This is a genomic window from Mesorhizobium sp. YC-39 (assembly GCF_025753795.1).
GTDB lineage: Bacteria > Pseudomonadota > Alphaproteobacteria > Rhizobiales > Rhizobiaceae > Mesorhizobium.
Map to the genome: position 1 here is coordinate 1,810,197 of NZ_JAOWPS010000001.1, position 23,867 is coordinate 1,834,063.

General features: G+C 63.7%; 26 protein-coding genes. 19 read left to right on the forward strand and 7 right to left on the reverse strand.

All coding sequences use genetic code 11. From position 1 onward, the window contains the following. Window positions 1-404: 404 nt before the first annotated feature. The 6 genes from OHD62_RS08495 to OHD62_RS08520 are packed head-to-tail and all read left to right on the forward strand — an operon-like array spanning window position 405 to window position 5,578. Entirely contained in the window at window positions 405-1,469 is a 1,065-nt protein-coding gene (locus OHD62_RS08495; protein ID WP_263782045.1) for a putative urea ABC transporter substrate-binding protein, read from the forward strand. A gap of 36 nt (window positions 1,470-1,505) precedes the next feature. Next, window positions 1,506-2,390: an ABC transporter permease gene (locus tag OHD62_RS08500; protein ID WP_263782046.1), complete on the forward strand. Its 885-nt coding sequence runs from the start codon at window positions 1,506-1,508 to the stop codon at window positions 2,388-2,390. Next, complete coding sequence (locus tag OHD62_RS08505; protein ID WP_263782047.1) at window positions 2,387-3,208, forward strand: ATP-binding cassette domain-containing protein; 822 nt, start codon at window positions 2,387-2,389, stop codon at window positions 3,206-3,208. The genes OHD62_RS08500 and OHD62_RS08505 overlap by 4 nt, the downstream gene beginning before the upstream one ends. Next, complete coding sequence (locus tag OHD62_RS08510; protein WP_263782049.1) at window positions 3,209-4,417, forward strand: agmatinase family protein; 1,209 nt, start codon at window positions 3,209-3,211, stop codon at window positions 4,415-4,417. A gap of 2 nt (window positions 4,418-4,419) precedes the next feature. After that, window positions 4,420-4,950, forward strand: coding sequence for a hypothetical protein (locus tag OHD62_RS08515; protein ID WP_263782050.1), 531 nt, complete (start codon window positions 4,420-4,422; stop codon window positions 4,948-4,950). A gap of 43 nt (window positions 4,951-4,993) precedes the next feature. Continuing rightward, window positions 4,994-5,578 (forward strand): HupE/UreJ family protein, encoded by a 585-nt coding sequence (locus OHD62_RS08520; RefSeq protein WP_263782051.1) that lies wholly within the window; start codon window positions 4,994-4,996, stop codon window positions 5,576-5,578. Between the two features lie 166 nt (window positions 5,579-5,744). Here the strand turns inward: OHD62_RS08520 and OHD62_RS08525 are convergent, their stop codons facing one another. Then, the gene (locus OHD62_RS08525) at window positions 5,745-6,458 is read right to left on the reverse strand and encodes a GntR family transcriptional regulator (RefSeq protein WP_263782052.1); all 714 of its coding nucleotides are present in this window, start codon (window positions 6,456-6,458) and stop codon (window positions 5,745-5,747) included. Window positions 6,459-6,718: 260 nt separating this feature from the next. Between OHD62_RS08525 and OHD62_RS08530 the strand changes: the two genes are divergently transcribed. The 6 genes from OHD62_RS08530 to OHD62_RS08555 all read left to right on the forward strand — a co-directional run bounded on the left by OHD62_RS08530 (window position 6,719) and on the right by OHD62_RS08555 (window position 12,717). Continuing rightward, window positions 6,719-7,807 (forward strand): ABC transporter ATP-binding protein, encoded by a 1,089-nt coding sequence (locus tag OHD62_RS08530; RefSeq protein WP_263782053.1) that lies wholly within the window; start codon window positions 6,719-6,721, stop codon window positions 7,805-7,807. A 35-nt stretch (window positions 7,808-7,842) separates the two neighbouring features. Next, complete coding sequence (locus OHD62_RS08535; RefSeq protein WP_263782054.1) at window positions 7,843-9,132, forward strand: ABC transporter substrate-binding protein; 1,290 nt, start codon at window positions 7,843-7,845, stop codon at window positions 9,130-9,132. Window positions 9,133-9,387: 255 nt separating this feature from the next. Continuing rightward, window positions 9,388-10,302: an ABC transporter permease gene (locus tag OHD62_RS08540; RefSeq protein ID WP_263782056.1), complete on the forward strand. Its 915-nt coding sequence runs from the start codon at window positions 9,388-9,390 to the stop codon at window positions 10,300-10,302. 1 nt (window position 10,303) lies between these two features. After that, window positions 10,304-11,122: an ABC transporter permease gene (locus OHD62_RS08545; RefSeq protein ID WP_263782057.1), complete on the forward strand. Its 819-nt coding sequence runs from the start codon at window positions 10,304-10,306 to the stop codon at window positions 11,120-11,122. An 11-nt stretch (window positions 11,123-11,133) separates the two neighbouring features. Beyond that, a complete protein-coding gene (locus tag OHD62_RS08550; protein ID WP_263782058.1) occupies window positions 11,134-11,880 on the forward strand; it encodes an aspartate/glutamate racemase family protein in 747 nt (248 codons plus the stop codon). Between the two features lie 6 nt (window positions 11,881-11,886). After that, window positions 11,887-12,717: a GNAT family N-acetyltransferase gene (locus tag OHD62_RS08555; RefSeq protein ID WP_263782059.1), complete on the forward strand. Its 831-nt coding sequence runs from the start codon at window positions 11,887-11,889 to the stop codon at window positions 12,715-12,717. A gap of 26 nt (window positions 12,718-12,743) precedes the next feature. On the opposite strand, the gene OHD62_RS08560 is transcribed toward OHD62_RS08555, so the two are convergent. The 5 genes from OHD62_RS08560 to OHD62_RS08580 are packed head-to-tail and all read right to left on the reverse strand — an operon-like array spanning window position 12,744 to window position 17,464. Beyond that, complete coding sequence (locus OHD62_RS08560) at window positions 12,744-14,036, reverse strand: NAD(P)/FAD-dependent oxidoreductase (RefSeq protein WP_263782061.1); 1,293 nt, start codon at window positions 14,034-14,036, stop codon at window positions 12,744-12,746. Next, on the reverse strand, window positions 14,033-15,016 hold the full coding sequence (locus OHD62_RS08565) for a branched-chain amino acid ABC transporter permease (protein WP_263782334.1): 984 nt from the start codon (window positions 15,014-15,016) through the stop codon (window positions 14,033-14,035). The genes OHD62_RS08560 and OHD62_RS08565 overlap by 4 nt, the downstream gene beginning before the upstream one ends. Next, window positions 15,013-15,921 (reverse strand): branched-chain amino acid ABC transporter permease, encoded by a 909-nt coding sequence (locus tag OHD62_RS08570; RefSeq protein WP_263782062.1) that lies wholly within the window; start codon window positions 15,919-15,921, stop codon window positions 15,013-15,015. Before OHD62_RS08570 ends, OHD62_RS08565 begins: the two co-directional genes overlap by 4 nt. Then, window positions 15,918-16,670, reverse strand: a complete 753-nt coding sequence (locus tag OHD62_RS08575) for an ABC transporter ATP-binding protein (RefSeq protein ID WP_263782064.1) — start codon at window positions 16,668-16,670, stop codon at window positions 15,918-15,920. Before OHD62_RS08575 ends, OHD62_RS08570 begins: the two co-directional genes overlap by 4 nt. Further along, on the reverse strand, window positions 16,667-17,464 hold the full coding sequence (locus OHD62_RS08580; RefSeq protein ID WP_263782065.1) for an ABC transporter ATP-binding protein: 798 nt from the start codon (window positions 17,462-17,464) through the stop codon (window positions 16,667-16,669). The genes OHD62_RS08575 and OHD62_RS08580 overlap by 4 nt, the downstream gene beginning before the upstream one ends. A gap of 136 nt (window positions 17,465-17,600) precedes the next feature. Between OHD62_RS08580 and OHD62_RS08585 the strand changes: the two genes are divergently transcribed. From OHD62_RS08585 to OHD62_RS08610, 6 genes are read left to right on the forward strand one after another with little or no spacing between them, the layout of a single operon-like run. Further along, window positions 17,601-18,329 carry a GntR family transcriptional regulator gene (locus OHD62_RS08585; protein ID WP_263782066.1) on the forward strand — a complete coding sequence of 243 codons (729 nt, stop codon included), beginning with the start codon at window positions 17,601-17,603 and terminating at the stop codon, window positions 18,327-18,329. Further along, window positions 18,326-18,814 carry a DUF3830 family protein gene (locus OHD62_RS08590; protein ID WP_263782067.1) on the forward strand — a complete coding sequence of 163 codons (489 nt, stop codon included), beginning with the start codon at window positions 18,326-18,328 and terminating at the stop codon, window positions 18,812-18,814. The genes OHD62_RS08585 and OHD62_RS08590 overlap by 4 nt, the downstream gene beginning before the upstream one ends. After that, window positions 18,815-19,174, forward strand: a complete 360-nt coding sequence (locus tag OHD62_RS08595) for a TIGR04076 family protein (RefSeq protein ID WP_263782068.1) — start codon at window positions 18,815-18,817, stop codon at window positions 19,172-19,174. After that, the gene (locus OHD62_RS08600; RefSeq protein WP_263782069.1) at window positions 19,171-20,226 is read left to right on the forward strand and encodes an aldo/keto reductase; all 1,056 of its coding nucleotides are present in this window, start codon (window positions 19,171-19,173) and stop codon (window positions 20,224-20,226) included. The genes OHD62_RS08595 and OHD62_RS08600 overlap by 4 nt, the downstream gene beginning before the upstream one ends. Then, window positions 20,223-20,651: a DUF4440 domain-containing protein gene (locus tag OHD62_RS08605; RefSeq protein WP_263782070.1), complete on the forward strand. Its 429-nt coding sequence runs from the start codon at window positions 20,223-20,225 to the stop codon at window positions 20,649-20,651. Before OHD62_RS08600 ends, OHD62_RS08605 begins: the two co-directional genes overlap by 4 nt. 48 nt (window positions 20,652-20,699) lie before the next feature. Next, a complete protein-coding gene (locus OHD62_RS08610) occupies window positions 20,700-21,959 on the forward strand; it encodes an ABC transporter substrate-binding protein (RefSeq protein WP_263782072.1) in 1,260 nt (419 codons plus the stop codon). 89 nt (window positions 21,960-22,048) lie between these two features. On the opposite strand, the gene OHD62_RS08615 is transcribed toward OHD62_RS08610, so the two are convergent. Beyond that, on the reverse strand, window positions 22,049-22,588 hold the full coding sequence (locus OHD62_RS08615; protein ID WP_263782073.1) for an Lrp/AsnC family transcriptional regulator: 540 nt from the start codon (window positions 22,586-22,588) through the stop codon (window positions 22,049-22,051). A 48-nt stretch (window positions 22,589-22,636) separates the two neighbouring features. Between OHD62_RS08615 and OHD62_RS08620 the strand changes: the two genes are divergently transcribed. Next, window positions 22,637-23,821 (forward strand): MFS transporter, encoded by a 1,185-nt coding sequence (locus OHD62_RS08620; RefSeq protein ID WP_263782074.1) that lies wholly within the window; start codon window positions 22,637-22,639, stop codon window positions 23,819-23,821. Window positions 23,822-23,867 lie beyond the last annotated feature (46 nt).

A 23,867-nucleotide genomic window follows, 5' to 3' on the forward strand; every position in this document is an offset into this window, starting at 1 on the left:
GCCGCCCACGGCGCAACCATCGAACACGGGCGCTTACGGATCGCTTACGGCTGCCGGCCAATACTGCCCAATCCGTCGGCGATGCGATGATTTTCGCGTCATCCGTGCGACTGCTTGAAGCCGCACAGGTCCACAAATGCCGGCCTTTTGGTGCAATTCGGCTTTGGCATGCTCCTTGCTTCGTTGACGGTGTGCAGAGCGTCTAGGGTTCCGGCCGCGACAGAGCGGTGCTGGTCCAAGAGATGCGACCGCCAGGGGTGCACTGAGGCATCCGGCGGAACACGGCGGGCCAAAATCCCGGGAGAACCCTGCACGGGTTTGCTGGCGCGAACCTCTCCCGGATGCGCGCTCGTGAACCCCAACAAAAGTCCGGACGCATCCGGATCGCGAACAGGGGTACGCAAATGCTTCGTAAGCTGGCCGCAATCATCCTAGCCGCATCACTCAGCCTTCCCACGATTTCCGCCGCCGACGCGGCGCCCAAGAAAGACTTCAAGATATGCTGGTCGATCTATGTCGGCTGGATGCCGTGGGGCTATCTTTCCGACAGCGGCATCATGAAGAAATGGGCCGAAAAATACGGCATCAATGTCGAGATCACCCGCATCAACGACTATGTCGAAAGCATCAACCAGTACACCGCCGGCGGCTTTGACGGCTGCTCGATGACCAACATGGATGCGCTGTCGATCCCCGCTGGCGGCGGCGTCGATACCACCGCCGTGATCATCGGCGACTTCTCCAACGGCAACGATGCCGTGATCCTCAAGGACAAGGCCGCACTGGCCGACATTGCCGGCCAGAAGGTCAATCTCGTCGAGCTCTCCGTCTCGCACTACCTGCTGGCGCGGGCGCTGGACACGGTCAAGCTCGCCGAGAAGGACATCACCGTCGTCAACACGTCCGACGCCGACATGGTCGCCGCCTATGGCACCAGCGACGTCACCTCCGTCGTCACCTGGAATCCGCTGGTTTCCGAGATCGTCGCCATGCCGGGTGCGCACAAGGTTTTCGATTCCTCGCAGATTCCCGGCGAGATCATCGACATGATGGTCGTCAACACCGAGACGCTGAAGGACAATCCTGCGCTGGGCAAGGCGCTTGTCGGCGCGTGGTACGAAGCGATGGACCTGATGACCTCGGACACGCCGGAAGGCAAGGCAGCCAAGGAAGAGATGGCCAAGGCGTCCGGCACGGACCTCGCCGGCTTCGACGCGCAGCTCGCCTCGACAGCGATGTTCTTCGATCCCGCCAAGGCGGTCGAGTTCACCATCGGCACAGAATTGCCGAAGACGATGGATCTTGTCCGCAACTTCCTGTTCAGCCACGGCATCCTCGGCACCAATGCGGTGAGTGTCGACGTGGTCGGCATGAGCTTTCCCGACGGTTCCACGCTGGGCGACGCCAAGAACGTCAAGCTGCGTTTCGATCCAGCCTTCATGGCCGAGGCTGCAACCGCAACGCCCTGACGCAGGCGCGATATGCTGGTCGAGGGAATGAGCGCCATGAATGCAGTCTCCGAGGCGGACGGGGAGGGCACGCGCCCTTCCCCGCCAAGGCCGAAGGTGCGCCTTCGCCTGATCAATGCGAAGGTCTCGCGCGGCGGCGCCTTGTTCCTCGGCGGCCTGCCGTTCCTGTTCGTGGCGATCGCCTATCTGATCGCTTCGGCGCAAAGATTGGCGGTCAATCCCAGCGACAAACTGCTGCCTTCGCCGGCACAGATGTGGTCGGCCTTCCTTGACCTGGCGACGGTGCCGGATAAGCGTTCCGGCGACCTCATCCTGTGGGTCGATACCTATGCCAGTCTTGTCAGGCTGTTCGCGGGCGTGGGCGTGGCTACGTTCGTCGCGCTTTCGCTTGGCATCGCCATCGGCTTCATCCCACGGGTGCGGGCCTTCCTGCTGCCTTTCGTCACCGTCGTCTGCGTCATCCCACCACTGGCGCTGCTGCCGATCCTGTTCATCGCGCTTGGCCTTGGCGAAACAGCCAAGATCACGCTGATCGCCATCGGCGTCGCGCCGGTGATGGTGCGCGACATCGCCAACCGGGTGATGGAGTTGCCGACCGAACTGGTGGCCAAGGCGCAAACGCTTGGCGGCAACAGCTGGACCATGGTTTTGCGGCTGGTGCTGCCGCAGGTCATGCCGCGCCTCATCACCTGCGTGCGGCTGGCGCTCGGACCGGCCTGGTTGTTCCTGATCGCCGCCGAAGCCATCGCCTCGACCGAAGGACTGGGCTACCGCATCTTCCTCGTCCGCCGCTATTTGTCGATGGACGTCATCCTGCCCTACGTCGCCTGGATCACACTGCTTGCCGTCATCACCGACTGGCTGCTGGTGCGGCTTTCCCAGGCGGTTTCGCCTTGGGCGCATCCGGTGGAGGCCAAATGAGCCGCATCGTCGTTCACGGGTTGGAAAAAAGCTACGGCGATGCCCGTGTGCTCGAGCGGGTCAACGTCACCGCCGAGGCCGGCGAATTCCTGTCGCTGGTCGGCGCCAGCGGCTGCGGAAAATCGACGTTCCTGCGCATCCTGCTCGGCCAGGAGCAGCAGAGCGGCGGTGTGGTTGTCATCGGCGACGGCCCGATCGTGCCCGAGCCGACGCCGCAGCGCGGCATCGTCTTTCAGCGCTATTCGGTGTTTCCGCATCTGACCGCCATCCAGAACCTGCTGCTGGTCGAGGACTTTCGCTCGGGCGGGCCGTTTGGCCGCGTCTTCGGCGCCAGGCGCAGAAACGCCAGGCAAGAGGCCGAAGTCATGCTGGAGAGGGTTGGCCTTGCCCATGCGCGCGACCTCTATCCCGCCTCGCTCTCGGGCGGCATGCAGCAGCGGCTGGCGATTGCGCAGACCTTGCTCGGCCGGCCGCAGATACTGCTTCTCGACGAGCCGTTCGGTGCGCTCGATCCCGGCATTCGCGTCGAGATGCACGAACTGCTGACCGAGCTCTGGACCGAGCACGGCATGACGGTGGTGATGGTCACCCACGACATCGGCGAGGCCTTCAAGCTCGGCACCCGCGTGCTGGTCTTCGACAAGGTGCGCCACGACCCGCAGTTCCCGTCCGCCTATGGCGCGACGATTACCTACGATCTGAAGCTCGACCGCAAGAACCGGGCTTCTTCCCAGGAAGTGGCCAAGGTGGCCGCGATGGTCGGGACGGCCCGGCCGGATAGCGCGATCGCGACGACGGCGTCGCAACGGAGAGTTTGAATGTCCAGAAATATCCCCGAACGCAGCCACCGCCGGGCAGGGCTCGTCGCCCGGGAGGCCAGGGAACGCTTCCACCACCCGGATTTCGACGCCCGCGGCACGCAGGGCTGGAAGTCGATCGAGGCCGAAGGAAAGCTGCCGGAAAGCGGCTGGCGCAAGGAGCAGCAATGGGCGCTCGACATGGGCCTGCCGGGATCGGAGTCGATCGTCGACAAGTCGATCCCGACATTCGCACGCGGGGAGTTGCCGCATTTCGCCGGCATCAACACCTTTCTCAAGGCGCCCTATGTCGAGAACGTCCGCGATGTCGGCAAATATGATGCCGCCGTCATGGGCATCCCTTTCGACAGCGGCACTACCTACCGGCCGGGAACCCGCTTCGGGCCGCAAGGCATTCGCCGCATCTCGGCGCTCTACACGCCGTACAACTACGAGCTCGGCGTCGACCTGCGCGAGCAGATGACGCTGTGCGACGCCGGCGACGTCTTCACCATTCCCGCCAACCTCGAAAAGAGCTTCGACCAGATCACCAAGGGCGTCAGCCATGTCGCCTCGTCGGGCGCGCTGCCGATCATGCTGGGCGGCGACCATTCGATAGGCTTTCCTTGCGTGCGCGGCATCGCCGAGGTGACCTCCAAGCGCATCGGCATCATCCATTTCGACCGCCATATAGATATCCAGGAAAAGGATCTCGACGAGCGCATGCACACCACGCCCTGGTATTGGGCGACCAACCTGCCGAATGTCTCGGCGACCAATCTCGTGCAGCTCGGCATCGGCGGCTGGCAGGTTCCCCGCTACGGCGTCGCCGAGGCGAGGAAGCGCGGCACCAACGTGCTGACCATTGCCGACATCGAGCAGATGGGTCTCGAGAAGGCGGCGGAAATCGCGCTCGAACTCGCATGGAAAGACACCGACGCCGTCTATATCTCCTTCGACGTCGACAGCCTCGATTGCGGTTTCGTGCCCGGCACGGGCTGGCCGGAGCCGGGCGGGTTCCTGCCGCGCGAGGCGCTCAAGCTGCTTGGACTGGTGACGGCACCCGGCATTTGCGGACTGGAGGTGGTCGAGGTTTCGCCGCCCTACGACACGTCGGACATCACGGCGCTGTTCGGCGTGCGGGTCGTCGTCGAGGCGCTCGGCTCGATGGTCGCCCACGGCAATCTCGGCAAGCACAAATCCATCATCGACAAGCCGGTGAGTTTTTGACCATGCACGACGATCATCATCACCACAGTCATGACCATGGCTACCATCATCATGGGCCGGATGGCCATCACGACCATCATCCTCTCGGCCACAACGGACCTGCGGGCAAGCCGCTGCAGTGGCAGACGCCGCATCTGCCGCCCGACCAGGCGCACGAGCCGCCGGTTGATCCAGCGACGGTCGACCTCGATCTTGTCGAAACCGCCTTCCTCGAAGGCTTTGCGCGGGCGCCGGACCCGTCCAGCTTCCTGCGACTGGCCGGCATACCGTTTGTCGGCGAGATGGCGGACGGCGTGCGGCTTCATCTGCTTCGCGTCGAGACCGAGGATCTGGTCGACGTCGGCGCGGTCATGCCGCTCGTCGGCGGTACCGGCGTTGCCTATCACCCGTTGCCGGCGCGCCTGACGTCGCACCGCCGCCGCCTCGCCTTCATCTATCACGATGGCACCGAGCAAAAGCCACTCGGCTTCGCCGCGGCGCGCGCCCTTGCGGACCGTTCCGCCGCTTCGCAATTCGCCGTCCCCGAGGGCTGAAACCAGAAGCCGAACCAGTCATTCTCATCGAACAGGTACAATCATGAAAACATTTGCAAGACTTGGCACCCTTTCAACTCTCGCCGCCCTTACGCCGTCGCTGGCGTCTGCCCATAGCGGCGGCCCACACGTTCACGGCTTTTTCGCTGGTCTCGAACATCCGCTCTTCGGCATGGACCATCTGCTCGCCATGGTCGCGGTCGGCATGATTGGGGCTCGCACCGGCGGGCGCAGCGTTGTCCGTGTGCCGCTGTTTTTTGTCTCGGCCATGGTCGCCGGCGCCTTGCTCGGCATGACCGGCCTCGGCCTGCCTTCCCTTGAAACCGGCATCGCGCTGTCGCTGGTGGTCTTCGGCGCCATGGTCGGCCTTGCCAGGCCTCTGCCGCTTGCCGCCGCCGCGACGCTGGCGGCCCTGTTCGGCCTCTTCCATGGCAACGCCCATGGCCTCGAGATGCCCTGGAGCGCCAGCGGCGTTGCTTACGCCGCGGGTTTCATGCTCGGCACCTCGATGCTGCACGCGATCGGCGTGGTGTCCGTCCTCAAGCTGGCTCGTTGGCCGCTGCCGGTCCGCACCGCAGGCATCGCCACCTCGCTGGTTGGAATGGCCATGGCGGCACAAACTTTCTGAGCAGGGCGATCAACGCAGGTAGGCGGCAAACAGGACTGGAAAGCAGATGAGCCGGAAATGGTTGATGAGGCTGTGGCGCGTTCGCGACATGCTGTACCAGATCCTGAAAATCCGGGCAGAGCGGCTTTGACAGGGCAGTCTCCACGCCCCGCCGGTCGGCAGGCGCTCAGAACTCGAGGGCCTGCCTGAGTGCCGGGCCACTCCTGACGCGGAGATCGAGGTCAGCCTCGATATGATCGATGTGATGCAGCATCAGGGCGCTGGCCCGTTCGGAGTTGCCGTTTTCAAGCGCTTCCAGAATTTTCATATGCTCGCTATGGCCGCAACTGGAGACGCCGGAGCGGCCATAAAGCGCGATCACCAGCGACGAACGCGCCACCAGTTCCTCCATGAAGCGCTGGAGGATCACGTTTCCCGCCACCGACGCCAGAAGCAGGTGAAAATCACCTGAGGCCTTGATCTCCGATCGTCTCGCGCTCGGTCCGCGTTCGGCAATGAAGCGGCCCTCTTCCTCGAGCTGGGTCTTGAATGCAACGACATGCGCCAATGTCATGCGCCCAGCGGCAGCGATGGCGATGCCGGGTTCGATGAGCCGGCGTGAGGCGAAGACTTGGCGCGCCTCCTCCGGCGACGGATTGGCGACGAAGGCGCCGCGATTGCGCTCTGTTCGCACCAATCCTTCGAAGGACAGCATCTGCAACGCCGCGCGCGCCACGGTGCGGCTGACATCGAACAGGGTGCCGACCTCGCCTTCGGACAGCTTGGTTCCTGGCGCCAACCGACGGTCGACGATCGCGTCGCGCAACTGGTCGCGGATCGCTTGGGCGCGATCCTCATTGGCGCTGTCGACAGCAGGGAAAGTCTGGTCGGCTATGTTCATCACGGCGGATCCTTACGCCTTTCTATCCTGAATCGGATCGTTTGGACGAGAGCTAAAGTGGATACGAGGTGAGAAAATATTGCATACGATTTTTGCGAGGATAGAAAACAATCGCCCATAATTTGTGCATTGCACAAACATGCCGTTTCGCCAGGCATCCGACTGCGAGGATGATTTTCTCAAGGATTCAATCGCTTGGGGCGACGCCACGCGACTGGCACGTATGATGCTTTAGTTATCTCGACCAAAGGGGAAGCCTGATGTCCAAAGCCGCCGAAATCGACATCGTGTCCGTTTCGAAAATCTATGGCGCAACGACTGCCGTCGAAGACATCAGCCTGAAAATCCCCGCGGGAACCTATTGCTGCCTGCTCGGCCCGTCCGGCTGCGGCAAGACCTCGACACTGCGCATGATCGCCGGGCACGAGAGCATATCCAGCGGCGATGTGCGGCTGGGCAACATTGTGGTCACCGATCTGCCGCCGGCCAAGCGCGGTACCGCCATGATGTTCCAGTCCTACGCGCTGTTTCCGCATCTCGACCTGATCGACAATGTTGCGTTCAGTCTCAAGATGAAGGGTGTCGGCAAGGAGGAGCGCCGCGCCAAGGCGCTCGACATGCTGAAGCTGATGCAGATGGAAGCCTATGCCAGCCGCCGCCCGGCGCAGCTTTCGGGCGGACAGCAGCAGCGCGTCGCGCTCGCCCGCGCGCTTATCACCGACCCCGAGGCGCTGCTGCTCGACGAACCGCTGTCGGCACTCGATCCGTTCCTGAAGATCCGCATGCGGGCCGAGTTGAAGAAGCTGCAGACGTCGCTCGGTATCACCTTCGTCCATGTCACCCACAGCCAGGAGGAGGCCATGGCGCTCGCCGACCTGATCGTGGTGATGAATGACGGCCGCATCGAGCAGGCGGCGCATCCGCGCATTGTCTTCGAGCGGCCGGCCACCGCATTCGTCGCCCGCTTCATGGGCGACCACAACGTCGTCTCCGGCCGCGTCACCGGCAGCCGCGACGGCATGGTTGTTTTCGACGTTCCAGGCGGCGTCTCGCTTGCGGCCAGCGGGCAGGGCAGGGCGATCGGCGAGCCGATCGATATCGCCATCCGTACCGACCATGTGCGCATCGGCGAGGCGCCGGCCGTGGGCCTGGGCTTCACCGGCATCGTTTCCAACATCGAGTACCGCGGCTCGACCGTGAAGCTCTCGGTCAATGGCGCCGGCATCGAGGATTTCACGGTGATCGTCGACGACACCAGCTTCTTCGCCAAGCCAGTTGCCGTCGGCGACGCGGTGCCGATCGCCTGGGATGCCGAGGACGCGATCGTCCTCGGCCGCCTCGATTCCTGAACCAAGACAACCAAACCAGAACAGGGGAACTGACCATGACCAACACCACCGACAAGAAGCCGGGAATTTCCCGCCGCTCGCTGCTCAAGACAGGTGCTGCCGCCGTCGGTTTTGCCGCCGGCTCGGGCGCCATATCAGGCTTTCCGACCATCTGGGCGCAGTCCAACATCACATTGCGCCAGTTCGGCACCGGCGTGTCCAACCTCAACGCCATCGCCGACAAGTGCAAGGCCGATCTCGGCATCACGCTGGAGATGACGGCGACCGATTCCGACGCCGCCGCCCAGCGCGCGGTGACGCAGCCCGACAGCTACGACATCGCCGACATCGAATACTGGATCGCCAAGAAGGTGTATCCGTCCGGCGTGATGCAGCCGATGGATGTCAAGAAGCTGAAATATTACGACAAGATCGTACCGCTTTTCATCACCGGCAAGCTGACGCCCGACAGCGTGATCGCCCAAGGCACCGCGCCGCACACTGTCGGCTTCGTCGAGGCGCAGAACTCCAAAACCTTCGCCAAGGAACCGACCCAGTGGATGACGATGGTTCCGACCATCTACAATGCCGACACGCTCGGCATCCGCCCCGACCTCGTCGGCCGCGACATCACCACCTGGGCCGACATCATGGATCCGGCCTTCAAGGGCAAGGCCGCCATCCTCAACATCCCGTCGATCGGCATCATGGATGCGGCGATGATCATGGAAGCCATGGGCAACATCAAATATGCCGACAAGGGCAACATGACCAAGGAGGAGATCGACAAGACGATCGACTTCCTGATCAAGGCCAAGCAGGACGGCCAGTTCCGCGCGTTCTGGAAATCGTTCGACGAAAGCGTCAACCTGATGGCGTCAGGCGAAGTGGTCATTCAATCGATGTGGTCTCCGGCGGTCGCGGCGGTGCGCTCCAAGGGCATCGCCTGCAAATACCAGCCGCTCAAGGAAGGCTATCGCTCGTGGGGTGGCGGTCTTGGCCTGGCAGCGCATCTCGAGGGCGCCCAGCTCGACGCCGCTTATGAATATATCGACTGGTACCTGTCCGGCTGGGTCGGCGCCTACCTCAACCGCCAAGGCTACTACTCGGCCGCCATGGATACGGCCAAGCAGTTCATGTCCGAGGACGAATGGGGCTATTGGGTCGACGGCAAGCCGGCAAAGGGCGACATACTGGCGCCGGACGGCAAGGTCATGGAGAAGGCGGGCGCCGTGCGTGACGGCGGCTCCTTCGTCGAGCGCATGGGCAAGGTCGCCTGCTGGAACTCGGTCATGGACGAGGACCGCTACATGGTGAAGCGCTGGAACGAATTCATCGCGGCGTGATGCAAAGCAGGCGATAGCTAAGATGTTGCATTCCTTCGCGCCCCCCTCTGTCCTGCCGGACATCTCCCCCTCAAGGGGGGAGATTGCGCTGTCATCTCTGCTTTCGCCAATTGCCAACGCTGTTATGGGAGACCCATCGGCGGAGCTGCCAATCTCCCCCCTTGAGGGGGAGATGTCCGGCAGGACAGAGGGGGGCGCGAAGGATCACAACTTGCCAGATTGTCGGCCCTCCGCGACACGCCAGGGCTGTTCCAGATGACCGTGGCTCTCAACCAGCCTGCAACCGTCACTGCTGCAAAACCCGCCAGACGCCGCCGTCTCTCTCTCGGCGCCATCGCGCCCTATCTGCAGGCGACGCCACTGGCGCTGATCCTTGGCGCCTTCCTTTTGCTGCCGATCCTGATGATCGCCGTGGTCAGCTTCTGGGACTACGATTTCGCGGCGATGTACCCGGATTTCCTGACCACCAATTATTCCGACGTGCTGGGTTCCTGGGTGACCTGGAAGACCTATCTGAACACGCTGAAATACGCGGCGATCGTCTGGGCGCTGACGCTATTCATTGGCTTCTGGGTCGCCTATTTCCTTGCATTCCATATCAGGACCACGGCCATGCAGATGGTGCTGTTTCTTGTCTGCACGGTGCCGTTCCTGACCTCCAACATCATCCGCATGATCTCGTGGATTCCGGTGCTTGGCCGCAACGGCCTGGTCAACTCGACATTGGTTCAGCTCGGACTGATCCCGAAACCGATCGAATGGCTGCTCTATTCGGAGTTCGCCGTGGTGCTCGCCATGGTGCATCTCTACACGCTGTTCATGGTGACGCCGATCTTCAACACGCTGATGCGCATCGACAGGTCGCTGATCGAGGCGGCTCGCGACGCCGGCGCTTCCGGTTGGCAGGTCCTGTGGAACGTCATCATCCCGCTCGCCAAGCCCGGCATGGCGATCGGCACCATCTTCGTCGTCACGCTGGTGATGGCCGACTTCTCGACGGTGCAGGTGATGTCGGGCGGGCAGAGTGCCTCGGTCGCATTGATGATGAAGAACCAGATGTCGCTGCTGCAATATCCGGCGGCGGCCGCCAACGCGGTCGTGCTCCTGGCACTGGTGCTGTTGATGGTCGCCGGCATCCTGCGCATCGTCGACATCCGCAAGGAGCTGTGACGTGAGCCACGAAAAGCGCACACTCGAATTCTACGTGCTGGCGGTCTTCTTCGCCCTTTTCGTGCTGTTTCTCTACGGCCCGCTTTCGGCGATCCTGATCCTCTCCTTCCAAGGTGAGAACGGCGGGCTGACCTTTCCGCTGAACGGCGTCTCGCTGCACTGGTTCGCCAATCTGTTCGAGCGCCAGGCGGTCGGCGATTTCGGCGGCAGTTTCAAACGCTCCTTTTTGCTCGGCCTGATGGTGATGGTCGTCACAGTCGCAGTGTCGCTGCTCGCCGGTCTGGCCTTCCGCCAAAAATTTCGCGGCGCAACGGCACTGTTCTATCTCGCCGTCGCCAGCCTCGTCGTGCCGTCGATCATCATCAGTCTCGGCATCGGCGTCGTCTTCCAGCAGATCGGCTTCCGCCCCGCCTGGTACACGTCCGCCTTCGGCGCGCATCTGACCTGGACCTTGCCCTTCGGCGTGCTGATCATGTTTGCCGTCTTCAACCGATTCTCGCCGGCCTATGAGGAAGCGGCGCGGGATCTCGGAGCGTCATCCTGGCAGACCTTCGCCCATGTCGTCCTGCCAATGATCGCGCCCAGCCTGATCGGCGTCGGTCTGTTCGGCTTCACCCTGTCCTATGACGAGTTCGCCCGCACACTGATGACATCGGGCACCTTCAACACGCTGCCGCTGGAAATCTACGGCATGACGACGAATGTGACGACGCCGGTGCTCTATGCGCTGGGCACCGTGACGACCGTGTTTTCCTTTCTGGTGATACTGCTGACGCTCGGCGCCATCGTCTATGTCGGCCGCCGCCGGGCGCGTGCGTGAGCGGAGCCATCGTGCAGATCCTCGTTGTCAATCCGAACACCACGGCCAGCATGACCGAAACCATCGACGCCGCTGCGCGCTCGGTCGCCGGGGCCTGGACGGAGATCGTCGCCGTCACCTCGTCGATGGGGCCGGTTTCGATCGAAGGCTATTATGACGAGGCGCTTGCCGTGCCAGGCCTGCTGGTCGAGATCGCCGCCGGCGAGCGCGCAGGCGTGCAGGCCGCGATCATCGCCTGTTTCGACGACACCGGCCTCGATGCCGCGCGTGCCATGGCCAACATCCCGGTTATCGGCATTTGCGAGGCTGCGCTCAGCATGGCTTCGTTTATTGCCCAGCGTCTCACTGTCGTCACCACGACCGAACGCTCGCGCGTGCCGGTCGAAGGGCTTGTGCAACGCTATGGCATGGCGGGGCGGGCACGCGTGCGCGCCGCCGACATTCCGGTTCTTGCTCTCGAAGACCCGGCATCGGATGCGCTTCTGAAGCTGCGGGGCGAGATCGCGCGCGCCATCGAGGAGGATCGCGCCGAAGCCATCGTGCTCGGCTGCGCCGGCATGGCCGATCTTGCGGCCGAGCTGCAGCGGGAGTTCGGCGTTCCGGTCATCGACGGCGTCGGCGCCGCGGTCAAGCAGGCCGAGGCGCTGATCGCGCTTGGCCTGTCGACATCCAAGCGTGGCGCCTATGCAAACCCAATCGCAAAGCCCTATCGTGGCGCATTGAAATCCTTCGCCCCCGGTACTCTCGCCGCCGAGTGAATCCTAATGCCCCGAACGATCCGAACGCTCGCGCTTGATGAAGTGGAAACCCTTGTCGACTGGGCGGCAGCCGAAGGCTGGAACCCCGGTCTCGGCGATGCCAGAATTTTCCAGGCGGCGGATCCCGAAGGTTTCATCGGCGCCTTCGTCGATGGCGAGATGGTGGCCGGCATTTCCGCGGTCGCCTATGGCGACGATTTCGGCTTCATCGGCCTCTATATCTGTCGCCCTGACAGGCGTGGCGAGGGCCATGGCAAGGCGGTCTGGGACGCCGGCATGGCGCGGCTTGGCAACCGCACGATCGGTCTGGACGGCGTTGTCGAACAGCAAGCCAACTACCGCAGCATGGGTTTTGCGCCGCTCTACCGGACGATACGGTTCAACGGGCCGCTCGATGGCATGGCGGATACCGGCAGTGGCATTCGCGCCATAGGGCCGGAGCCGGATATAGTGGCCTATGACCGCCGGTTCTTTCCCGGACCGAGACGGTCGTTCCTGGAGCACTGGCTGCGCCCGCCGCACATGGCGCTTGCGATCGTTAGCGACGGCGCGATCGAAGGATATGGCGTCGCGCGCCGGTGCCGGGACGGCTGCAAGATCGGCCCGCTCTATGCCGATCGGCTGGATGCGGCAACTCATCTCTTTTCAGCACTTGCCAGTCTCTGCGGCCCCGAAAATATCCATCTCGACGTTCCCGAAACCAGCGGGGATTTTGCAGCGTGGCTGTCGTCGGTGGGCCTGCAGCCGGGTTTCGAAACGGCTCGAATGTACCGGGGAAAAGCGCCGCAGCTCGTGCAGTCAGGGGTCTTTGCGATAACCACCCTGGAGCTTGGTTGAGACGGTGGCAGCCGACGAAGCGCCGACTAACCTGCCGCATCCAGTCGGTCGCGCAGCATGCTTAGGGGGAGCAGCATGTTTGGCGCATGCCGCATCAGGCCGTGGAACGGGATCGGCGACGGCGGCCCAAAAGGCAGCGGCAAATCCCGGGGCTTCGCTCCACCAGCCCAATCCGCGAGCACCTTGCCCATGGCCGTGGTCATGGCGATGCCGCGCCCGTTGCAAGCAAAGCCGGCGATTAGGCCAGGCCCGAGATCGACGAGGCGCGGCAGGAAATCGGGCTCGACGGCAGCCATTCCCGACCAGCTAAATTCAAGCGGCGGGATTTGCGGGAGATCGAGATGTTTTGCCAGTCGTCGCCAGATCGCCCGCGGCACGCGTGTGTCGGCGCCGGGGTCAACAATATGCATGCCACCGGTGATCAACCTGTTTTCGGCATCGAAGCGGAAGGTGAAAAGATTGCGCCTGGTGTCGCCGACACCTTGCCCGCCGGGAAGCAGGCGGGTGCGTATTTCGCGCGGCAGCGGCGCCGTCGCGATCTGGAAGATCTTCAGCGGGAAGTAGGTTCGCTGCAGCGTCTGAAACAGCGGTCCGCCATAGGCGTTGGTGGCAATAAGGACCTTTTCAGCACGCACCGAACCCGATGCCGTCCTCAAGACCCAGCCATCCCCAATGCGATCGATCGATGTGACGCGCGTCTGCTCGAAAATGCGCGCGCCGGCCTTTTCCGCTGCATCGGCGAGCCCGCGCGCATATTCCACCGGATTGAGGACGCCGCCCGACCGGTCCACCCAGCCGCCGGGATAGCCGCGCACGCCGGTCAGCTCCTCGATCGCCTGCCTGTCCAGTGCAACAGTCGGTTTTCCGCGCTTTGCCCATTGTTCGGCGCGCGACCTGGTCTTCTCCAATGCGGCCTGCGAATGGGCTGGTTGTATCCATCCATTCTGGACTGCATCGCATTCGATGCCATGCCGCTTGATCAGGCCGAAGACGAGATCGGCACTGCCGGTCGCGAAATCGACCAGGCGTTCGCCGCGTTCCGGCCCGAGCTGGGCAAGGATGTCGTCTGGGTCCCTTTTTGCGAAATTCGGCACCACGAAGCCGGCATTCCTGCCGGTTGCGCCCCAGGCGATGATTTCCGCTTCGAGAACGGCGACCGAGCGGCCTTTTTCGGCGGTGTGTAGCGCGGTTGAAAGGCCCGAAAATCCGCCGCCGATAATGGCGAGATCGACATCGAGTGCCCCCTCGAGGGCGGGCCGGTCGCGGCGATTGCGGCCGACCGCGTGCCAGAGGGATTCCTGCCGGCTCCCTTTGTTCATGACCCTGTTCCACTCTCGTCCGGAACCACTTTCGCCCCCTTGCCGAACCTTGCACGCCGCGGCCTGTCGCCGAAGAGGCCGTTCGGCCTGACCAGGAGGATGATGCAGAGCATCACGCCGATGGCGACGATCTGCAGGGCGGCGGCGCGCGCCTGCTGTTCGGGCGGGAACAGGACGCTGGTCAAGGTCCCCGATCCGGCCCATATCGCCCAGACCAGCACACTGCCGACGACCGCGCCGATGTTGCTGCCCGAACCACCGACGATCAGCATCACCCAGACCTGGAAGGTCAGGATCGGCAGATAATTGTCCGGGGCGATGAAGCCGGTGAAATGCGCCTGCAGCGCGCCGGCCAGCGCCATGATGGCGCCGCCGACGGCAAAGGCCTGGACGCGATAGAAACGCGCGCTCTTGCCTAGGGATATCGCGGCTCGCTCATCCTCGCGAAGCGCCTTCAGCACGCGCCCCCACGGGCTGCGCGACAGATGCTCCAGCGCGAGATAGGCGATCAGCGTCACCACTGAGACGACGGCAAGGTTCGACAGGTTGAACAGCAATGGCGTTTCGGCAAGGCCGCCGAAGGGACGCGGAATGAAGCCGATGCCGAACGGGCCGCCGGTCAGCTTCTGGGCGTTGAGCGCCACCAGTTGTACCACGACGGCGACGCCGAAGGTGGTGATCGCCAGATAATCCGATCTCAGGCGCAGCGTGGCGATGCCGGTGATGGCGGCGGCGATACCGCCCACCAGCATGGCACCGAGCCAGCCGACAAGGATTGGCAGACCGAAGCCGCCGAGGCGCGCGGCATCGTCGGGCGTGGTCAGCAGCGCCGAGGTGTAGGCGCCGATGGCGACGAAGCCGGCGAGCCCGACATTGAAGAGCCCGGTCAGCCCCCATTGGAGATTGAGCCCGAGCGTGACGAGCGAAAAGATCAGCGCGGTGGTCAGAAAGAAAGCGCCATAGCCGAGCAGATCCATCAGCGTTCCCTCACTCCGAAAAGGCCGATAGGCCGCACGAACAGCACCGCCATCAGGATGATGAAGGAGACGGCGGCGCGCCATTCGGCGCCGATCAGCTGCACCGCGCCGGCTTCGGCGAGACCAATGATCAAGCCGCCGAGAACGGCGCCAGGCACGCTGCCGATGCCGCCGAGGATGGCGGCCGCGAACATCGGCAGCAGCATGTCGAACCCCATGAACGGGCGGATCTGGATGAGAATGCCGATCATGACGCCGGCGACGCAGGCCAGCGCCCCGCCGATGATCCAGGTGACGCGCACCACCTTGGCGACGTCGATGCCGACAATGCGGGCCAGTGCCGCGTTCTGGCTCAATGCCTGCATGGAGCGGCCGGTCTGGGTGCGTGTCATCAAAAAATGCACGCCGAGCACGAGAACGGCGGTCAGCAGCAGCAAGGCGATCTGGTCGGGAGTGACGCGAATGCCGAAGCCGACCGGCATGGCGATCTGGATCGCCCGGCTGAAATAGGTCGGGCGCGAGGTGAAGACGAATTCGAGCAGGCTCCTCAGCGCCATCGAGGCGCCGAAGCTCGCCATCACCACGATGATCGCCTGACCCTTGGCCCGCAGCCGCGCGAACAGCACCAGGTCGAGCAGCAGCGCCAGCAGGCCGGTGATCGCCATGCCGATGATGAGCGCGGCGATCAGCGGCCAGCCGAAGGAGAGCGGAGCGATCGGCGCGATCTTGCCGAACATCGCGCCGATGGCGCCGACGACGGCGAGCGTCGCATAGGCGCCCCAGGCCATGAAGTCGCCATGGGCGAAGTTCGAGAAGCGCAGGATCGAATAGGTGAGTGTCACGCCGATGGCGCCGAGGCCGATCATCGAACCCGCCAGCAGTCCGTCGATGACAAATTGCAGGTTCATGCCGCGCTTCCTTTGCTTTCAGAATCGAGGCGGCGCTGGCCAAGATAGAGTTCGGCGACGACCGGATCGTTCCAGAGCTCGGAGGCGACGCCCTCATGCCGGTCCTTGCCCTCGACAAGCACATAGGCGCGATCGCCGATGGCAAGCGCGGCCCTGGCGTTCTGTTCGACCAGCAGGATGGTGACGCCGGATTTGCGGATGCCGGCCAGCATCTCGAACACCGTCGACACGAATTTCGGCGACAGGCCGGCCGAGGGTTCGTCAAGCACCAGCACCTTGGGATGGACGATCAAGGCCCGGGCCACCGCCAGCATCTGCCGCTGGCCGCCCGACAAATTTCCGGCAACGGTCTTGCGCTGGCGAGCGAGATCGGGGAAGGCCGCATACATTTCCTCGATGCGGGCAGGGGTCTCGCGCGGTTTCAGGATGCCGCAGGCAACCCTGAGATTGTCCTCGACCGACATCAGCGGGAAGATGTTTTCTGTCTGCGGCACGAAGGCAAGGCCGAGCCGGACCATGGTGTGGGCGGGTGCGGCGGTGATGTCCTTGCCGTCCAGCAGCACCGTACCGCGGGTGATCGGCACCAGCCCGGCGATGGCCTTGATCAGGCTCGACTTGCCGGCCCCATTAGGGCCGAGCACGACAACGATCTCGCCCTTGTTGACGATGATCGAGGCGCCGCGCACGATCGGCACGCCGGGCTCATAGCCGGCTTCGAGGTCGCGGACATCGAGAACGGCCTGGCTCATGCCGCGCCTCCGAGATAGGCCTCGATGACGCGCGGATCGCGCGCCACCTGGTCGGCGGTGCCTTCGCACAAGAGCTGTCCGCTCGCCATGACCAGCACGCGGTGGCAGAGCCGCGTCACCATGTCGATATTGTGCTCGATCAGCAGGAAGGTGATGCCGCGCGCGTTGATGTCGCGGATGCGGTCGATGATGACTTCGAGCAGCGTCGCGTTGACGCCGGCCGCCGGCTCATCGAGCAGGATGATCGCCGGATCGGCCATCATGACCCGGGCGAGTTCGAGCAGCTTGCGCTGGCCGCCGGAAAGCACGCGCGCCGGTTCATGCGCAAGGTGGGCAAGCGCGACCAGCTCGAGCAATTCGATGGCTCTCGTCTGGGCAGCTCGCTCCTCGGCGGCGACTCGCCAGGGCGTCAGAAAATTGGCGAGCAGTCTTTCTCCGGCCTGCCCCTGCGCGGCCAGCATGACGTTCTCGATCAGGGTCAGATTGGGCAGCGGACGTGGAATCTGGAAGGTGCGGCCGAGGCCGCGGCCGATGCGGCGGTGCGCGGCTTCGCCCGAGACCAAGGTGCCGTTGAGAAAGATCTCGCCGCTGGAAGGCAGGATGCTGCCGGCCAGCAGATCGAACATCGTCGTCTTGCCGGCGCCGTTCGGGCCGATGAGGCCGAGGATCTCTCCTGGCCGGACGTCGAACGAGACATTGTTGACCGCGACGAGGCCGCCGAAGCGTATGACGACATTCCTGGCCGTCAGAACCGGCGCGCCGATCTCCCCTTGCCGTTCGGTCGTGTCGCTCATCAATCCCTCTGGCCGAAAGCGATCGTCGCCGCTTTCTGATTTTTGATTTGTGATCACACTTGCTTTGATCACGCTATTCGGCTTTAATTTCTTCCGCAAGCCGAAAACAGGCCAAACGGCGACGACCGGGAATGTCATGCAGAAGGCTGCTATCGAAAAGAACAATGAGGTGATTGCAGCCCAGCTTACGCCGGTCGGCCGCGAGACCGTGCAGGATCGCGTCTATTCGGAGCTGCGCCGGGCGTTGATCGGCGGCCTTTTCGAGCCGAGCCAGGTTCTGACCATCCGTGGCCTCGCCGATGCGCTGGTCACCAGCACCATGCCGGTGCGTGAGGCACTCGGACGGCTGATTACCGAAAAGGCGCTGGAGGCGCTTCCCAACCGCTCCGTGCGCGTGCCGCCGATCACGCTGGAGCGTATCGATGATCTCCTGCGCGCCCGCTCCCTCATCGAGGGCGAAGCGATCGCGCTTGCCGCCACGCGCATGAACCCGCGCCAGATCGCTTCGGTCGAAGCCATGCTTGCCGAATGGGACGAGATGCGGGCGCTGAAGCACAAGAAGGACATCGACCGCGAGGCGACGCTCAACCAGAGCTTCCATTTCGAGATCTACCGCTGCTGCGGATCCGCCGTGCTGATCCCGATGATCGAGAGCCTCTGGCTGCAATCCGGACCCTGCATCCGTGTCGCCATCTACGCGTTTTCCGATGCCGGCGAGGTCGATACCGCCCACTACCACCGCAGCATCGTTGCAGCGTTGGCCAAGCAGGATGCCCAAGCCGCGCGTGAGGCGCTGGTGGCCGACATCAGCCGGCCCTTCGCCTTCCTGCGCGACAAGCTCCAATCGGCGAAAGACCCGATATGACCAAGCCTGCCATAGGGATCACCGAGCCGCGCTCGAACCTGTCCGTGACGGCGCTGCTGTTGCCGGAAAAAGCGCCCGACAACGCTGCATTCCTGCTGGCCTATCTCGATCAGCCGCGCGTCGTTGCCGGCATCCATGCGATGTGGACCGGGCCTGAGATTTCCTGCCCGGTTCCATCAGCACATCTGGATGGCCAGGCCTATGCCAAACCACTGCCGGCGGAGAACGCCACGCTGACGCCGCAGCCGGGCGATATCGTCCTGTCCTATGTGCCGCCGCGCATGTGGGGCGGCAATCCCAATGCGATCTTCGACATCGGCCTCTACTACGGGCCTGGCGCGCGCCTGCTGTTCCCGATCGGCTGGCTCGCCGGCAGCGTGGTCGCTCAGGTGGTGCCTGAGGAGCGCGACCGGTTCGCCGCAGCCTGTGGCGTGATCCGCCGCAACGGCGCCTGCGAAATCACCTTCACCCGGGTGGAGATCTGAATGGCTGAGAGCGACGACAGTTTCGAACTCTTCGACCTTCGTGTCGAGGCGGTCATCCCCGAGGGCAAGCCGATCTATTGTGGCGCCAAGGCGGGTGACTATTTCGAGCTCAAGGGCGAGATGCTGTCGATGCCAGCGGGGCAAGGTTTTTCGATCTACTCGATTGCGGCGGTGTTGCCGCTGCTGGCGGCCAAGCAGCGCCCGACACACAGGAACGACTGGATGACATCGGACGCCGAGATCGCCTGTCCCGATCCCAATTGCGCCAGTCGCCTGCGGATCGTCAGGACCGGCAAGCGGCGGTTCAGCCATGCCGAGACCACGGCGGTGCCGCTGCCGAAGGAGCAGAACGAGACATGACCGCCAAGACTTTCGAACTCAGCCCCGGCTATACGATCTCGCGCGTCATTCGCGGCGGCTGGCAGCTGGCCGGCGGACATGGCGCCATCGACCGCGAACAGGCGGTGACCGACCTGATCGCCACCTTCGACGCCGGCATCAGGACCTATGATTGCGCCGATATCTATACCGGCGTCGAGGAACTGATCGGTGCGGCGCGGCTGCGGCTGGCCAACGAGCGCGGTCTCGACGCCGCCGCCAGGATGAAGGTGCATACCAAGCTGGTGCCCGACCTCGAACGGCTTTCCAACATCAGCCGCGACTATGTCAGAGGCATCGTCGACCAGTCGCTGCGGCGGCTGAAGACCGAGCGGCTCGATCTCGTGCAGTTCCACTGGTGGGATTATGCGCTGCCCCGCTATGTCGATGCGATGGGCTGGCTCAACGAGCTTCGCCTGGAAGGCAAGGTGCGCAATGTCGGCACCACCAATTTCGACACACAGCATTTGGCCGAGATTCTGGCGGCCGGCGTGCCGCTGGTCAGCCAGCAGCTGCAATATTCCGTGCTCGACCAGCGGCCGGCGAACAGCCTTGCAGCGCTGGCCGAACAGAACGGCATCAGCTTCCTCTGCTATGGTTCGGTGGCAGGCGGCTTCCTCAGCAACAAATGGCTTGATGTCGCAGAGCCGCGGACGCCGCTCGAAAACCGGTCGCTGGTCAAATACAAGCTGATCATCGACGATTTCGGCGGCTGGGAGCTTTTCCAGGAGTTGCTCAGAGCGCTGAAGGCGGTCGGCGACCGCCACGGCGTCGACATCGCCACCATCGCCAGTGCCTGGGTGCTGGAGCAGCCGCAAGTGGCGGCCGTCATCGTCGGCGCCCGCAACCAGGCGCACGCCCTTGCCAATGCCAGGATCATGGACGTCGCGCTCGATGCCGAGGACCGCGCGCGGATCGCCGCCGTCATCGCGCAAAGCCGCGGCCCCCTTGGCGATGTCTACACGCTGGAGCGTGACCGTCACGGCCGCCATGGTTCGATCATGCACTACAATCTGAACGCGGGCCGGATATGAGCGCAAAGCCCTCCCTGTTTTCGCGTGCGAGCGCCGAGGTCGTCGATCTCCACCGCTTCTTCGTCGACTGGTTCGTCGAGGCGCGCGCGAACAGAGTGGATTTCGGCCGCTTCGAGCGTGTGATGGGCGAAGGTTTCAGCATGATCGCACCGAGCGGCCAGGTCCTCGATCGTGACGCAGTCGTGGGTCATGTCCGGGAAAGCCGCGCCACCTGTGACGACGGCTTTGCCATCTCGATCGAGGATATCCGGCCAGGCTGGCAGACCGGCGACACGATCGTCGTCAGCTACATCGAAGCACAGCAACGCGCCGGCAAGCACAGTCGCCGTCGCTCGAGTGCCGTTTTCACCACCAGTTCATTGGCGCCCAACGGCGTTGAATGGCGACATCTGCATGAAACCTGGCTGCAGGTGCCGGAAGGCTGAACAGGCTCAAGACGTGAATGAGAGTCGTTTAACGAAAGGGGAACAACAATGACAAAGACGATACTTCAAATCACCACCGCGCTGGCTCTGCTGACGGCAGCCGGTGCTGCGCAAGCCGCCGATTGCAAGATCACTGTCGGCCTCGTCATGGAACTGACCGGTCCGGCCGGCGAATACGGCCAGGCCGGCGCCAAGTCAGTCGAAATGGCCTTCCGCGACATCAATGCAGCCGGCGGCGTGCGCGGCTGCGATCTCGCCACCGACACGCGTGACAGCCAGAGCCAGGGCAACATTGCGGTCGACGCCGCGACCCAACTGGTGCAGGTCAAGAAGGTGCCGGTGATCATCGGCGGCATCATCTCCTCGGTATCGATCCCGATCCTGACCTCTGTCACAGCGCCGGCCAAGATCGTCCAGGTATCGCCGGCTTCCTCGTCGCCGACGCTGACGGCGCTCGGCCGTGACGGCAAGACCAACGGCATCTTCTTCCGCACCATCACCTCGGATGCGCTGCAGGGCGTCGCCGCCGCCAAATATGCCATCGACAAGGGTTTCAAGAAGCTCTCGGTCATCCATGTCAACAACGACTTTGGCGTCAACATGGTGGCGGAATTCTCGCGCGCCTATAAGGCGCTCGGCGGCACCATCGTCTCCGACACGCCCTACAATGAAAAGCAGTCGAGCTATGCGTCGGAAGTGACCGCGGCCATGGCCGGCGAGCCGGACGGGCTTTATCTCGTCAGCACGCCTGTCGATGGCGCCACCATCGCCCGCGCCTGGATTTCGCAGGGCGGCGTGCAGAAATTCCTGCTCAATGACGGCATGAACAGCCCGGACTTCATCGAATCCGTCGGCGCCGACTATCTGAAGGATGCCTATGGCACCTCTTCTGGCACCAGCCCGACCGCATCGACCGAGTATTTCACCAAGAACTACAAGGAATTTTCCGGCATCGAGCCGACCAACCCGGCGGCCGATCGCTCCTATGATGCCGGCGCCATCGTCGGGCTGGCCATCGCCATCGCTGGCTCCGAGGATCCGGCCAAGATCAAGGACGCGATGTACAAGGCCGTCGACCCGGCCGGCACGCCGATCTTTGCCGGCAAGGACGAGTTCGCCAAGGCGCTCGGCCTGATCAAGGATGGCAAGCCGATCCGCTACGAAGGCGTCATCGGTCCGGTCGCCTTCGACAAATATGGTGACATCACGGGCCCGTTCCGGCTGTGGAAGATCGTCGACGGCAAGGTGACGACCGACGGCGAAATGACCACGGATGATGTCAACGCGCTCCAGGCGAAGCTTCAGTAAGCGCCCTGTTGTATCCGGCATCGATCCCAGTTCATCGGGGGTTGATGCCGGACAGTTACCGGCCTCGATCCCTGAATGTCGATTGGCCCTTAATACAACGGCTTGGCCATGTGCCGGGGTGTCGGCCATTCCGTCGTGATCCCGGGCTGCACCGGCCGCTCGAGATAGGTTGACAGCACCACATAGCTTCGCGTCGAGGTGACGCCGGGCGTTTCGTAGAGACGCGACAGCAGGCCTTCGAGTGCCCTTGTGTCCTCTGTGCGGACCTTGATCAGCATGCAGGTGTCGCCGGCCACCGAATGGATCTCCTCGACTTCCGGGTGTTCGGAAATTGCCATCAGTTCCGGCGTCTTTCCCCAGCCCTTGGTGTCGATGTGCACGAAGGCAAGCAGCGGCTTCTTCACCGCCTTGGGATCGATGATCGCGGCGGTGTTGCGGATGGCGCCGCTGCGCCGCAGCCGCTTCACCCGTTCATGCGCTGCTGGCGGCGACAGGCCGACGCGATCGCCGAGATCGGCATAGCTGATCGTGGCGTCGTCGACGAGGACGCCTAATATCCTTCGGTCGGTCGCGTCGAGGTCGCGGGTGGCTAGCCTGTTCTGCGGAATGCCATCTGTTTCTTCATCCATATTGAAATTCCTTATTGATACGGAATTTGATACGGCCATTATTGTCGTATGTCGAACAGTGATCAAGTCGTAACATTGGCAGCAAGGCCGTCCATTCCGACGCTCGCCTACCTCCTGACCGGCTGCATCGCCGTGATCGGCTCGAACTCGCTGGTCCTCGGCCCGATTGCGCCGGCGGTAGCGACGTCGTTCGGAGCAAGCGTCCCGGCTGTCATGGCGGCGTCCGCGGCCTTCGGCCTCGGCACCTCGGCAAGCGCCCTGTTCCTCGCCCGCTATATCGACCGGGTCGGAGCGCGGCGCATGCTCCAGGGCGCGTTGCTGCTGCTGGCGATAGCGCTGGTCGCCAGCGCGCTGGCGCCGACGGTGATCATGCTTGTCGCCGCCCAGTCCGTCGCCGGCATCGCTGCCGGCGTCGCCATGCCTGCCATATACGCCAGCTCGGCGGCGATCGCGCCGCCTGGCCGCGAGAGCGGCACCATCGGCGTCGTGCTGACCGGCTGGACGCTCTCCATGGTGGCCGGCGTCTCGCTGTCGGCCGTGCTTGCCGATCTGGTGCATTGGCGCGCCGTTTTCGCCGCTGTCGCGCTGCTCGCTGCCCTTGCCGTGGCCGGCCTGTCACTGAGCTCGCTGAGCGATGCCAGGAAGAACGGCCCGGCGCCGACGCCACTCGGCGCCCTGGCCGTTCTCGGCATCGTGCCGCTCCTCATCGCCTGCGCTGCCTTCATGACCGCGTTTTATGGCGTCTATGGCTATCTCGGCGATCACCTCCATAGCGGCCTGGGCGAGCCCGTCAGTGCCAATGGGTGGGCAGCACTTGCCTATGGCGCAGGCTTCGGCGCGGCGGCACTTCTTGATGGCGTCATCGATCGCCTGGGCGCGCGGCGCGTCATGCCCTTCGCCTATCTTCTGGTGGCGCTCGTCTACGTGGCGATGGCCCTCGCAAGCACCAGTTTCGGCCTGACCCTGGCGATGGTGGCCATCTGGGGCCTCGCCAACCATTTCGGGCTGAACGTGCTGGTGATGCGCCTTACCGCGCTCGATCCGTCGCGTCGCGGTACCATCATGGGCCTGAACAGTTCGGTGACCTATCTTGCGGTCTTTGTCGGCACGACCGGCTTCGGACCGCTTTACACCGGCTTTGGTTTTGCCGCCTGCGCGATAGCAGCGGCCTTGCTGATGCTGGTCTCGGCCTCGGCGGCGGCATGGCGTTCGCCACCACCCGTGCTGCCGTAAAGCTTGCGTCCTCATCCCGTCCATGGATAAGGCTTGGCCGACAACC